Annotated in this window: 11 protein-coding genes; 8 read left to right on the top strand and 3 right to left on the bottom strand. The window is 66.2% G+C overall.

Features of this window, described 5'->3' with window-relative positions; genetic code table 11:
• Positions 1–25 precede the first annotated feature (25 nt).
• Positions 26–433, bottom strand: coding sequence for an acyl-CoA thioesterase (locus B9Y64_RS01870; RefSeq protein ID WP_100439276.1), 408 nt, complete (start codon positions 431–433; stop codon positions 26–28).
• The gene (gene uvrA / locus B9Y64_RS01865) at positions 433–3,435 is read right to left on the bottom strand and encodes an excinuclease ABC subunit UvrA (protein ID WP_100439275.1); all 3,003 of its coding nucleotides are present in this window, start codon (positions 3,433–3,435) and stop codon (positions 433–435) included. The genes B9Y64_RS01870 and uvrA overlap by 1 nt, the downstream gene beginning before the upstream one ends.
• A gap of 317 nt (positions 3,436–3,752) precedes the next feature.
• Here uvrA and rplU point away from each other — a divergent pair, with 317 nt between their 5' ends.
• The 3 genes from rplU to cgtA all read left to right on the top strand — a co-directional run bounded on the left by rplU (position 3,753) and on the right by cgtA (position 5,589).
• Positions 3,753–4,061, top strand: a complete 309-nt coding sequence (gene rplU / locus B9Y64_RS01860) for a 50S ribosomal protein L21 (RefSeq protein WP_005408557.1) — start codon at positions 3,753–3,755, stop codon at positions 4,059–4,061.
• An 18-nt stretch (positions 4,062–4,079) separates the two neighbouring features.
• Positions 4,080–4,343: a 50S ribosomal protein L27 gene (gene rpmA, locus B9Y64_RS01855; protein ID WP_005415704.1), complete on the top strand. Its 264-nt coding sequence runs from the start codon at positions 4,080–4,082 to the stop codon at positions 4,341–4,343.
• 193 nt (positions 4,344–4,536) lie between these two features.
• On the top strand, positions 4,537–5,589 hold the full coding sequence (cgtA, locus tag B9Y64_RS01850) for an Obg family GTPase CgtA (RefSeq protein WP_075675046.1): 1,053 nt from the start codon (positions 4,537–4,539) through the stop codon (positions 5,587–5,589).
• A gap of 222 nt (positions 5,590–5,811) precedes the next feature.
• Here the strand turns inward: cgtA and rpsT are convergent, their stop codons facing one another.
• Complete coding sequence (gene rpsT, locus B9Y64_RS01845; protein ID WP_005408560.1) at positions 5,812–6,081, bottom strand: 30S ribosomal protein S20; 270 nt, start codon at positions 6,079–6,081, stop codon at positions 5,812–5,814.
• A 117-nt stretch (positions 6,082–6,198) separates the two neighbouring features.
• Here rpsT and murJ point away from each other — a divergent pair, with 117 nt between their 5' ends.
• The 5 genes from murJ (at position 6,199) to ispH (ending at position 13,156) form a co-directional block, all read left to right on the top strand.
• Entirely contained in the window at positions 6,199–7,803 is a 1,605-nt protein-coding gene (gene murJ, locus B9Y64_RS01840) for a murein biosynthesis integral membrane protein MurJ (RefSeq protein ID WP_100439274.1), read from the top strand.
• A 75-nt stretch (positions 7,804–7,878) separates the two neighbouring features.
• The gene (locus tag B9Y64_RS01835; RefSeq protein WP_100439273.1) at positions 7,879–8,826 is read left to right on the top strand and encodes a bifunctional riboflavin kinase/FAD synthetase; all 948 of its coding nucleotides are present in this window, start codon (positions 7,879–7,881) and stop codon (positions 8,824–8,826) included.
• Positions 8,823–11,654 (top strand): isoleucine--tRNA ligase, encoded by a 2,832-nt coding sequence (ileS, locus tag B9Y64_RS01830; RefSeq protein WP_100439272.1) that lies wholly within the window; start codon positions 8,823–8,825, stop codon positions 11,652–11,654. The genes B9Y64_RS01835 and ileS overlap by 4 nt, the downstream gene beginning before the upstream one ends.
• Positions 11,654–12,178, top strand: a complete 525-nt coding sequence (lspA, locus tag B9Y64_RS01825) for a signal peptidase II (protein WP_075675042.1) — start codon at positions 11,654–11,656, stop codon at positions 12,176–12,178. Before ileS ends, lspA begins: the two co-directional genes overlap by 1 nt.
• A 27-nt stretch (positions 12,179–12,205) precedes the next feature.
• Complete coding sequence (ispH, locus tag B9Y64_RS01820; protein WP_100439271.1) at positions 12,206–13,156, top strand: 4-hydroxy-3-methylbut-2-enyl diphosphate reductase; 951 nt, start codon at positions 12,206–12,208, stop codon at positions 13,154–13,156.
• Positions 13,157–13,172 lie beyond the last annotated feature (16 nt).

Genomic DNA, 13,172 nt, shown 5'->3' with positions numbered 1-13,172 from the left:
CAAGGTCGGCACCTACCGGGGCATTTCAGGTGGACGCGTTGCGGATCGCGTCTGGCAGCGGCGCGCTCTTGCCGGTCTGCGTATCCATCCAGACCACCACCACGTTGCCGTCGGAATACAGCTTCGACTCATCCTGCTGGTCGACGATGCGGTGGCCGATGGTCACGCTGCTGTTGCCCAGGCGCTCGACGAACAGTTCGACCAGGATGTCGTTGGGCCACACGATCGGCAGCCGGTAGTTGACGTTGGTCGCGGCCACCACCGGTGCGATGCGGTCGGTCATCGATACGCCGTCCACGCCCAGCATCCAGCGCACGCGCGCTTCTTCCAGGTAGGAAATGTACTTGGCGTTGTTGACGTGGCCCATGCTGTCCATGTCACGCCAGCGCACGCTGATCGGGATGCGGGCCAGGATCTTGTGTTCGCTGCTCATCAGGCGTCCTTCTTCTTCTTGCTGGCCGTAGCGGTCTTGCTGGTCTTGCCGGTGCTCTTGGCGGCGACTGCCTTCTTCGCCGGCTTTTCGGCCTTTTCAGGCTTCACCTTGCGCGGCGGGCGGGCGTCGGGCTTGTTGGCCACGGCGGCGGGCTGGTCCGGGCGCGCGCTGGTGGAAGGCAGCATGCGGGCCAGGAACTGGCCGGTGTACGACTGCGGGCAGGCCGCCACGTCTTCCGGCGTGCCGGTGACCAGGATGGTGCCACCGCGATGGCCGCCCTCCGGACCCAGATCGACGATCCAGTCGGCGGTCTTGATCACATCCAGATTGTGTTCGATCACCACCACCGTGTTGCCTTCGTCGCGCAGCTTGTGCAGCACGCCCAGCAGCGCTTCGATGTCGTGGAAGTGCAGGCCGGTGGTTGGCTCGTCGAGGATGTACAGGGTGCGGCCGGTATCGCGGCGCGACAGTTCCTTGGACAGCTTCACGCGCTGCGCTTCGCCACCGGACAACGTGGTCGCGCTCTGGCCCAGCTTGATGTAACTCAGGCCGACGTCGACCAGCGTTTCCAGCTTGCGTGCGATCGACGGCACCGGCTCGAACAGCTTCAGCGCATCCTCGACGGTCATTTCCAGCACGTCGTTGATGTTGAAGCCCTTGTAGAGGATCTCCAGCGTCTCGCGGTTGTAGCGCTTGCCATGGCAGACATCGCACGGCACGTACACGTCCGGCAGGAAGTGCATCTCGACCTTGATCAGGCCGTCGCCCTGGCAGGCTTCGCAGCGGCCACCACGTACGTTGAAGCTGAAGCGGCCTGGCGAGTAGCCGCGTGCACGCGCTTCGGGCACCTGTGCGAACAGTTCGCGCAGCGGGGTGAACAGGCCGGTATAGGTGGCCGGGTTCGAACGCGGGGTGCGGCCGATCGGCGACTGGTCGATGTCCACCACCTTGTCGAACAGGTCCAGGCCATCGATCTCCCTGTACGGGGCGATCGGGTGCGAGGAACCATTGATCTCGTTGGCGGCCAGCGAGAACAGGGTGTCGTTGATCAGGGTCGACTTGCCCGAGCCGGAAACACCGGTCACGCAGGTCAGCAGGCCCGACGGAATCGCCAGGTCCACGCCCTTCAGGTTGTTGCCGCTGGCCCCGCGCAGGTGCAGGGTCATCTTCGGGTTCGGCTTGTGCCGGCGCGCCGGGATCTCGATCGCGCGCTTGCCCGACAGGTACTGGCCGGTCAGCGAGCGCGGTGCCTCCAGGATGTCCTGCAGGGTGCCCTGGCCGACGATCTCGCCGCCATGCACGCCCGCGCCCGGGCCGATGTCCAGCACGTAGTCGGCCAGGCGGATCGCGTCCTCGTCATGCTCGACCACGATGACCGTGTTGCCGAGATCGCGCAGGCGGGTGAGGGTGCCGAGCAGGCGTTCGTTGTCGCGCTGGTGCAGCCCGATCGAGGGTTCGTCGAGCACGTACATCACGCCGACCAGGCCGGCGCCGATCTGGCTGGCCAGGCGGATGCGCTGCGCCTCGCCACCGGACAGGGTGTCGGCCTTGCGCTCCAGGGTCAGGTAATCCAGGCCCACATCGACCAGGAAGCCGAGGCGTTCACCGATCTCCTTGACGATCTTCGAGGCGATCTCGCCACGCCAGCCGGGCAGGCTCAGCTCGCTGAAGAACTTCAGCGCCTCGTCGATCGGCAGCACCACCAGGTCCGGCAGCGGGCGGTCGGCCACGAACACGTTGCGTGCAGCCTTGTTCAGGCGCGCGCCATGGCATTCCGGGCACGGCTGTTCGCTGATGTACTTGGACAGCTCTTCGCGCACCGCCGGCGATTCGGTTTCCTTGTAGCGGCGCTCGAGGTTGGGAATGATGCCCTCGAAGCGGTGCTTGCGCTGGGTGCGGCCACCGGCCTCGGTGAAGTAGGTGAAGGTGATCGCTTCATCGCCACTGCCGTACAGCACGGCCTGCTGCACGTTCTGCGGCAGCGAGTTCCATGTCGCGTCGACGTCGAACCTGTAGTGCTTGGCCAGCGAGGCGATCAGCTGGAAGTAGTAGGCATTGCGGCGGTCCCAGCCGCGCACTGCACCGGCGGCCAGCGACAGCTCGGGGTGCACCACCACGCGCGAAGGATCGAAGAATTCGGCCATGCCCAGGCCATCGCAGCCGGGGCAGGCGCCCATCGGCGCATTGAACGAGAACAGGCGCGGTTCCAGCTCCGGCAGCGAGTAGTCGCAGACCGGGCAGGAATACTTGGACGAGAACAGGGTCGGCGCGGTTTCGGCGTTGTCCAGGCTCTGCACCGAGGCCATGCCGTCGCCCAGTTTCAGCGCGGTCTCGAAGCTCTCGGCCAGGCGCTGCTTGATGTCCTCGCGCGGACGGAAGCGGTCGATCACCGCTTCGATGGTGTGCTTCTGGCGCAGCGCAAGCGGCGGCACCGCATCGATCTCATGCAGCTCGCCGTCCACGCGCACGCGCACGAAGCCCTGCGCGCGCAGCTGGTCGAACACCTGCGCATGCTCGCCCTTGCGGTCGCGGATGACCGGGGCCAGCAGCATGTAGCGCTGTTCCGGGTCCAGGGCCAGCACCTGGTCGACCATCTGGCTGACCGTCTGTGCTTCCAGCGGGTAGCCGTGGTCCGGGCAGCGCGGGGTGCCGACGCGTGCGTACAGCAGGCGCAGGTAGTCGTAGATCTCGGTGATCGTGCCGACCGTCGAACGCGGGTTGTGCGAGGTCGACTTCTGCTCGATCGAGATCGCCGGGGACAGGCCCTCGATGTGGTCCAGGTCCGGCTTTTCCATCACGCTCAGGAACTGGCGCGCATAGGCCGAAAGCGACTCGACGTAGCGGCGCTGGCCTTCTGCATAGATGGTGTCGAACGCCAGCGAGGACTTGCCCGAGCCGGACAGGCCGGTGATCACGATCAGCTTGTCGCGGGGCAGGTCGAGGTCGAGGTTCTTCAGGTTGTGCGTCCGCGCGCCGCGGATGCGGATGAAATCCATCGCCATGGGGGATCCGGTTGTGGGGGCGTTGGCTGGGTGCCGGGCCAGCAGGGAACGGCAATCGGTCAGCCTACCGAGGTGACCAGATGGGGGCAATGGGCGACAATGCCAGCCCGGTGTCTCACCTTGTGAGACAGGCCGTCAGGCAGGGGTCAGATCCCGTTTCACAACGTGGAAAGGGATCTGACCCCGTTCCGGCAGGGCCTCCCGGATCGTTCAGGGGTTGACTTGACCCGCGCTGGCTGATCTGCGTACAATTCCGCTCCTGTCCGCCCTCGATGGCGGCAGCTCAGACCACAATAACTACAGAGGAAGGCCTGGTCATGTACGCAGTACTGGTCACCGGCGGTAAGCAATACCGCGTGGCGCAGGGCGAAAAGCTCCGCATTGAAAAGCTCGAAGTCGAAGTCGGCAGCGAGATCAAGTTTGACAACATCCTGATGCTGGGTGACAGCGACGGCGTGAAGCTGGGCGATGCGCTGAAGGGCGCTGCCGTCACCGCCAAGGTCCTGTCCCAGGGTCGTGCTGACAAGGTCCGGATCATCAAGTTCCGTCGCCGCAAGCACCACATGAAGCGTCAGGGTCACCGTCAGTACTACACCGAAATCGAGATCACCGGCATCGCCGGCTAAGCATCAGGAGAAGCAGTCATGGCACATAAAAAGGGCGTAGGCTCCTCGCGCAACGGTCGCGACTCCAACCCGAAGTACCTGGGCGTCAAGATCTTCGGCGGCCAGGCCATCGAAGCCGGCAACATCATCGTGCGTCAGCGCGGCACCCAGTTCCACCCGGGTTCGGGCGTTGGCCTGGGTCGTGACCACACCCTGTTCGCCCTCGTGGACGGCAAGGTGGAGTTCTCGGTCAAGGGCGCCAAGAAGCGTCGCACCGTCAGCATCGTCTCGGCCGACGCCTGATCCAGGCATCGCCGGCACCCGTGCCCCGGCATGGTTGTGCTGGATGTAGAGCACGCTGCATGGAGAGCCCCGCTTCGGCGGGGCTTTTCGTTAGAGTGGAAGCAAGACCGGCCAGGCCGGGCTGCCGGCCATCGGCAGGCATAACATTCAAGGTGACGGCCGGCAGGCCGCGCCCATCGCAGGCATCGAAACAATGAAACTGGTAGACGAAGCAGAAATCGAAGTGTTCGCCGGCAACGGCGGCAACGGCTGCATTGGCTTCCGTCGCGAGAAGTTCATTCCGCTCGGCGGCCCGGACGGCGGCGACGGCGGTGCAGGCGGCAGCGTGTACATCCGCGCCGACGAAAACCTGAACACCCTGGTCGACTTCCGTCATGACCGCATCTTCAAGGCGCAGCGTGGCGAGAACGGCATGGGCCGCCAGGCCTATGGCAAGGGCGGCGAAGACCTGACCATCACCGTGCCGGTCGGCACCGTGGTCATCAACGTTGCCACCGATGAAGTCATCGGCGACCTGACCCAGCACAACGACCGTCTGCTGGTGGCCCAGGGTGGCCGCGGCGGCCTGGGCAACATGCACTTCAAGAGCTCGACCAACCGCTCGCCGCGCCAGGCGCTGCCGGGCGAGCCGGGCGAAGAGCGCACGCTGAAGCTGGAGCTGAAGCTGCTGGCCGACGTCGGCCTGCTGGGCTTCCCCAACGCCGGCAAGAGCACCCTGATCCGCGCCGTTTCGGCGGCGACGCCGAAGGTGGCCGATTATCCGTTCACCACGCTGTACCCGAACCTGGGTGTGGTGAAGGTGGAAAACTACCGCAGCTTCGTGATCGCCGATATTCCGGGCCTGATCGAAGGTGCGGCGGATGGTGCCGGCCTGGGTGCGCAGTTCCTGCGCCACCTGCAGCGCACCCGTCTGCTGCTGCATCTTGTGGACATCTCGCCGATGGAAGGCGGCGTGGAAGGCATTTCGCCGGTGGAGCAGGTCCGTGCGATCGAGCGCGAGCTGGAGAAGCATGATCCGGAGCTGCTGAACAAGCCGCGCTGGCTGGTGCTGAACAAGGCCGACCTGATGTTCGAGGACGAGGCGCAGGCTGCGGCCGAGCAGATCGTCGCCGAGCTGGGCTGGAAGGAGCCGTGGTTCCTGGTCTCGGCGCTGGGCCGCGAAGGTACCTTCCCGATCATGAGCCGGATCATGGCCTTCTTCGATCGCCAGAAGGAAGATGAGCTGGAAGCCCGCAACGCGCAGTAATGCCGTTGGGGTTCCATGCGAAAGACCCGGCTTCGGCCGGGTTTTTTGTTGGCTGCTGGACGCGCGGACTGGGGTCAGATCCCTTTTCCTGTGGAAAAGGGATCTGACCCCGGGGATCGCCCGGTCGCCGCCGCGATCCCGGATCGCAGGCAACAAAAAACCCGGCCGAGGCCGGGCTTTTGTCTGCTGCCCAACCCCGAGGGGCAGGGCGGCAACGCCGGATCAGGCGGCCTTGAGGGCCTTGATGCGGTCGTTCAGGCGGCTCTTGTGGCGGGCAGCCTTGTTCTTGTGGATCAGGCCACGCGCGCTGAAGCGATCCAGGATCGGCTGGGCAACGGCGAAGGCGGCTTCGGCGCCGGCGGCATCGTTGGCGTCCAGCGCCTTGATCACTTTCTTGACAGCGGTGCGCAGCATCGAGCGCTGAGCCACGTTGCGCGCGTTGCGCACGACGGTCTGCTTGGCGCGCTTCTTGGCGGACTTGATATTGGCCACGGTGGTGGTTTCCTGAAAAAATCGGTGTTATGGGAACAGCAAGCTAGCTAGTATGATGGCGTAAGAAATGCACGTCAAGTCGATTGTCAAGAGGGACGCTGAGTGAGTTCACCCAAGTTGTTGCGGGGCCTGCTGTCGTTCAGCAGCATGACCATGGTCTCGCGCGTTCTCGGACTTGTCCGGGACTTCGTGGTGACCACCACGTTCGGCACCAACGCCATCACTGATGCTTTCTGGGTCGCCTTCAGGGTACCCAATTTCCTGCGCCGGTTGTTCGCCGAAGGGTCTTTCGCCACCGCTTTCGTGCCGGTGTTCACGGAAGTGAAGGAAACCCGCAGCCATGCCGAGCTGCGCGAGCTGATGGCCCGGACCGCCGGCACCCTGGGTGGGGTGCTGATGCTGGTCACCGCGCTGGCGCTGATCTTCGCGCCGCAGCTGGCCTCGGTCTTCTCAAGCGGTGTTGATACCGACCCAGTGAAGCAGGGGCTGCTGGTCGACCTGTTCCGCCTGACCTTCCCGTTCCTGCTGTTCGTCTCGCTCACCGCGCTGGCGGGCGGCGCGCTGAACAGCTTCCAGCGCTTTGCCATGCCGGCGCTGACCCCGGTCATCCTCAACCTGTGCATGATCGCCGGTGCGCTCTGGCTGGCGCCGCGGCTGGGCGGCACTCCAGAGAAGCAGATCCTGGCGCTGGGCTGGGCGGTGCTGGCTGCCGGCATCCTGCAGCTGCTGTTCCAGCTGCCCTCGCTGAAGGGCATCAACCTGCTGACCCTGCCACGCTGGGGCTGGAGCCATCCGGGCGTGCGCAAGGTGATGACGCTGATGGTGCCGACCCTGTTCGGTTCCTCGGTGGCGCAGATCAACCTGCTGCTGGACACCGTCATCGCGGCCAAGCTGACCGATGGCTCGCAGTCCTGGCTGTCACTGGCCGACCGCTTCCTGGAACTGCCGCTGGGCGTGTTCGGCGTGGCCCTGGGCACGGTGATCCTGCCGGCACTGGCCCGCCACCATGTCAGCACCGACCGCGAGGGCTTCTCGCGCTCGCTGGACTGGGGCCTGCGGATGACCCTGCTGATCTCGGTGCCGGCCATGCTGGGCCTGCTGCTGCTGGCCGAGCCGCTGATCGCGACCATCTTCCAGCACGGCCAGTTCAGTGCCTTCGATACCCGCATGACCGCGCTGTCGGTGTACGGCCTGAGCTTCGGCCTGCCGGCGTTCGCCCTGCTGAAGGTGGTGTTGCCGGCCTTCTATGCCCGCCAGGACACCAAGACCCCGGTGCGCGCTGGCGTGGCCGCGCTGGTGGCCAACATGGTGTTCAACTTCATCCTGCTGGCGGTGCTGTACCAGGTGATGGTGCCGGACGAGCTGAAGGCGCAGGGCGTGATGGCGGCCGTCGGCAAGCAGCCGGGCCTGCACCTGGCACTGGGCATCGCCAGTGCGTTGTCCAGCTACCTGAACCTGGGCCTGCTCTGGTACTGGCTGGGCAAGACCGATGTCTACCAGCGCCGGCCGGGCTGGGGCGGCTACCTGCTGCGCCTGTTGCTGGCCTGCGCGGCCATGATGGGCGTGCTGCTGGCCCTGCTGCATTGGCTGCCGGGCTTCTCGGCGATGAGTGTGTGGGAGCGGATCGGCGCCCTGGCATTGCTGGTCGGTGGCGGTGGCGCGACCTACGCGGTGGCGATGGTGGCGATGGGCTTCCGCCCGCGCGACCTGCGCGGGCATTGATCACCGCTTGTGGCGGCTATACTTCAGGGTTACACCATTGAAGCGGCGGCCCCGATCGGGCCGGAACGAGAGTTGATGAGCAGGCTGTTCAGAAGCGTCGAGGGCGGGGAGCTGTTCCCCAACGGAAGCGTGGTCTGTATCGGTGCATTCGACGGCCTCCACCTGGGCCATCGTGCGCTGGTGCGCCACGCGGTTGCCCGCGCGCGCGCCTTGGGCGTGGCCGCCGTGGCCGTGGCGTTCGAGCCGCTGCCGCGTGAATTTTTCGCCCAGGGCACGCCGCCGCCGCGGCTGACCCTGGCACGCAGCAAGGTCGAGATCCTGCGCGAGCTCGGCGTCGATGCGATCGGCCTGCTGCGTTTCGATGCAGCGATGGCGGCGATGCCGGCCGAGACCTTCGTGCGCCAGTTGCTGGTGCACCGGCTGGGCGCCCGCGAAGTGTGGATCGGGCCGGAGTTCTGCTTCGGCAACCGCCGTCGTGGCGATCTGGCCCTGCTGCAGAAGATGGGTGCCGAACTGGGCTTCAGCGCGGGTGAGATCGAAGCGGTCGACCTGCACGGCGAGCGCATTTCCAGCACCCGCATCCGCCAGCTGCTGCAGGACGGCGACTTCAGCCGTGCCGGCGACCTGCTCGGCCGTCCGTACGCGATCAGCGGGCGGGTGGTGCGCGGGCGCCAGCTCGGCCGTACGCTGGGCTTCCCCACTGCCAACCTGCGGTTCCCGAAGACCCCGGCGCTGTCGGGCATCTACGCAACCTGGGTGCACGGCGTGTTCGACCAGCCCTGGCCCTCGGTGTCCAGTTTCGGCACCCGGCCGACGGTGGAGGGCGTGGAGCCGCTGCTGGAAGCCCATCTGTTCGATTTCCAGGGCGACCTGTACGGGCGCCACATCGACGTGGAGTTCGTCGCCAAGCTGCGCGACGAAGAGAAATTCAATGATCTGGCGGCCCTGACCGACCAGATGCACCGCGACGCCGAACAGGCGCGCGCCATCCTTTCCGAACATAGATTGCGAGCCACTGCGTGAGCCAGGACTACAAGACCACCCTGAACCTGCCAGCCACCGAATTCCCGATGCGCGGCGATCTGCCCAAGCGCGAGCCGGGCATTCTGGCGCGCTGGGAAGAGCAGGGGCTCTACCAGCAGCTGCGCGACAACGCCGCCGGCCGCCCGCTGTTCGTGCTGCACGACGGCCCGCCGTACGCCAACGGCCGCATCCACCTGGGCCACGCGGTCAACAAGATCCTGAAGGACATCATCGTCAAGTCGCGCTACCTGGCCGGCTTCGATGCGCCCTATGTGCCGGGCTGGGACTGCCACGGCCTGCCGATCGAGATCGCGGTCGAAAAGAAGTGGGGCAAGGTCGGCACCAAGCTCGACGCCGTTGAATTCCGCCAGAAGTGCCGCGAGTTCGCCGAAGAGCAGATCAACATCCAGCGCGTGGACTTCAAGCGCCTGGGCGTGACCGGTGACTGGGACAACCCGTACAAGACCCTGAGCTTCGACTTCGAAGCCAACGAGATCCGCGCGCTGGCCAAGGTCGTGGCCAACGGCCACCTGGTGCGTGGCGCCAAGCCGGTGTACTGGTGCTTCGACTGTGGCTCGGCGCTGGCCGAGGCCGAGATCGAGTACCAGGAAAAGGAGTCGCCGGCGATCGACGTGGCCTACGCCGCGCGCGACGCGCAGGCCATCGGCCAGGCGTTCGGCGTGAGCGTGCCGGCCGACGTCGAAGTGGCCGTGCCGATCTGGACCACCACCCCGTGGACGCTGCCGGCTTCGCTGGCGGTGTCGCTGGGCGCGGACATCCGCTACGTGCTGGCCGAGGGCCCGGCCCACAACGGTAAGCGTCGCTGGCTGGTGCTGGCGGCGGCCCTGGCCGAGCGCGCACTGCAGCGCTACGGCGTGGCCGAGCTGGTGCTGCACGGTGAAACCAGCGGCGCGGCGCTGGAAAACCAGCTGCTGGCGCATCCGTTCTACCCGGAACGCGAGATCCTGGTGCTCAACGGCGACCACGTCTCCGACGAGGACGGTACCGGTGCGGTGCACACCGCGCCCGGCCACGGCCAGGAAGACTTCGTGGTCAGCCAGAAGTACGGCCTGCTGGACAAGTACAACGCCGGCCAGGTGACCCCGATCGACGGCCGTGGCGTGTACCTGGAATCGACGCCGCCGGCCGGTGACGTTGTGCTGGCTGGCCAGCACCTGTGGAAGGCACAGGAGGCCATCGTCGGCGTGCTGCGCGACAACGGCGCGCTGCTGGCGTTCCACCCGATCCGCCACAGCTACCCGCACTGCTGGCGCCACAAGACGCCGGTGGTGTTCCGCGCCACCCCGCAGTGGTTCATCTCGATGGACAAGGCCAACCTGCGCAACGATGCGCTGGCTGCCATCGACACCGTCGGCTGGTTCCCGACCTGGGGCAAGGCGCGCATCCAGAGCATGGTCGACGGTCGCCCGGACTGGACCATCTCGCGCCAGCGCACCTGGGGCGTGCCGATCGCACTGTTCACCCATCGCCAGACCGGCGAGATCCATCCGCGCTCGGTGGAGCTGATGCAGCAGGTCGCCGACCGTGTCGAAGCCGAGGGCATCGACGTGTGGTACTCGCTGGATGCCGCTGAACTGCTGGGCACTGAAGCCGCCGACTACGAGAAGGTCACCGACATCCTCGACGTCTGGTTCGATTCGGGCGTGACCCATGAAGGCGTGCTCGCCGCGCGTGGCTTCGGCAAGCCGGCCGACCTGTACCTGGAAGGTTCCGACCAGCATCGCGGCTGGTTCCAGTCCTCGCTGCTGACCGGCGTGGCGATCGACAAGCGTGCGCCGTACAAGCAGTGCCTGACCCACGGCTTCACCGTGGACGAGCACGGCCGCAAGATGTCCAAGTCGCTGGGCAACGGCATCGAGCCGCAGGACATCATGAACAAGCTGGGCGCGGACATCCTGCGCCTGTGGATCGCCTCGGCCGACTACAGCAACGAGATGTCGCTGTCGCAGGAGATCCTCAAGCGCAACGCCGACGCCTACCGTCGCCTGCGCAACACCGCCCGCTTCCTGCTCGGCAACCTGGACGGCTTCGATCCGGCCCGGCACCTGCAGCCGCTCGACCAGATGGTCGCGCTGGACCGCTGGATCGTGCATCGCGCGTGGGAGCTGCAGGAGAAGATCAAGGCCGCCTACGATGGCTACAACATGGCCGAGATCGTGCAGCTGCTGCTGAACTTCTGCAGCGTGGACCTGGGCTCGCTGTACCTGGACGTGACCAAGGACCGCCTGTACACGATGCCGACCGATTCGCACGGTCGCCGTTCGGCACAGAGTGCGATGTACCACATCGCCGAAGCGTTCACCCGCTGGGTTGCGCCGATCCTGACCTTCACCGCCGACGAACTGTGGAGCTACCTGCCGGGCGAGCATGCCGGCCACGTGCTGTTCACCACCTGGTACGACGGCCTCGCGCCGCTGCCGGCCGATGCCCAGCTCAACGCCGCCGACTTCGACCAGCTGCTGGCCGTGCGCGAGCAGGTGGCCAAGGTGCTCGAGCCGATGCGTGCCAACGGCGCGATCGGTGCCGCACTGGAAGCGGAGATCACCATCGCCGCCAGTGAAGAGCAGGCCGCGCGCTGGCAGCCGCTGGCCGATGAACTGCGTTTCCTGTTCATCAGTGGCGACGTGCAGGTGCGCCCGGCGACCACCGACGAGGTGTTCGTCAGCGCCCAGCCGACCACCAAGGCCAAGTGCGTGCGCTGCTGGCACCACCGCGCCGACGTCGGCAGCAACGCCGACCATCCGGAACTGTGCGGCCGCTGCGTGAGCAACATCACCGGCGCCGGCGAAGTGCGGAGCTGGTTCTGATGAGCGCCGCACGTCCGCATCCGAACGCCCTGGTCTGGCTGCTGCTGTCGGCCGCCATCATCGGCCTGGACCAGTGGTCCAAGGCCTGGGTGCTGTCGAGCCTGCCGGAGTTCCAGCCGGTGGTGGTCATCGACGGCTTCTGGAACTGGTACCGCACCTACAACACCGGTGCGGCGTTCAGTTTCCTGAGCGACGCCGGTGGTTGGCAGAAGTACTTCTTCACCGCGCTGGCGATCGCCATCAGCGGGCTGATGGCCTGGTGGCTGCGCGGTACCGCCCGCGGCAACTGGAAGGCCGCGGTGCCGTATGCGCTGATCATCGGCGGTGCCATCGGCAACGTGATCGACCGCCAGGTGCATGGTCATGTGGTCGATTTCATCCAGTGGTACGTGGGCAGCTATACCTGGCCCTCGTTCAACATCGCCGACTCGGCCATCGTGGTGGGTGCCATCGGCATCGCCCTGTTTGGCCTGTTCGACGGCAAGTCCGCCAAAAAGGCGGATAATGCCAATCCGAAACCGTAAGCCGGCCGTTGCCGGGAGATTGAACTGATGGATGTGCTGCTCGCCAACCCGCGTGGTTTCTGTGCCGGTGTCGATCGTGCGATCGAGATCGTCAAGCGCGCGATCGAAACGCTGGGCGCGCCCATCTACGTCCGCCATGAAGTGGTGCACAACCGCTTCGTGGTCGACGACCTGAAGCAGCGCGGCGCGATCTTCGTCGAAGAGCTCGACGAAGTGCCGGACAACAACACGGTGATCTTCAGTGCGCATGGCGTGTCCCAGGCCGTGCGCCAGGAAGCCGAGCGTCGTGGCCTGAAGGTGTTCGACGCCACCTGCCCGCTGGTGACCAAGGTCCACTTCGAAGTCGCCCGCCACTGCCGTGCCGGCCGTGACGTGGTGCTGATCGGCCATGCCGGTCACCCGGAAGTGGAAGGCACCATGGGCCAGTGGAACCGCGAAGCCGGTACCGGCCAGATCTACCTGGTCGAGGACGTCGAGCAGGTCGCCACGCTGCACATCAACCAGCCGGAAAACTTCGCCTACACCACCCAGACCACGCTGTCGGTGGATGACACGCGCGGCATCATCGATGCGCTGCGCGAGCGCTTCCCGGCGATGCAGGGCCCGAAGAACGACGACATCTGCTACGCCACGCAGAACCGCCAGGACGCCGTGCGCGATCTGGCCAAGCGCTGCGACCTGGTGCTGGTGGTCGGCTCGCCGAACAGCTCCAACTCCAACCGCTTGAGCGAGCTGGCCCGTCGCGAAGGCGTGGAGTCGTACCTGATCGACGGCGCGCACGAGATCGACCCGTCGTGGGTGGCAGGCAAGCAGCACATTGGCGTCACTGCGGGCGCTTCGGCGCCGCAGGTGCTGGTCGATGGCGTGCTGGCACGCCTGGCCGAGCTGGGCGCCACTGGCGTGGGCGAGCTGGACGGCGAACCGGAATCGATGGTGTTCGCGCTGCCGAAGGAGCTGCGACTGCGCCTGGTCGACTGACCGGGCCTGGTGGTTG

The sequence above is a fragment of the Stenotrophomonas maltophilia genome (genome assembly GCF_002799245.1).
Lineage (GTDB): Bacteria > Pseudomonadota > Gammaproteobacteria > Xanthomonadales > Xanthomonadaceae > Stenotrophomonas > Stenotrophomonas maltophilia_S.
This window is presented reverse-complemented; position numbering and strand designations above follow the sequence as displayed.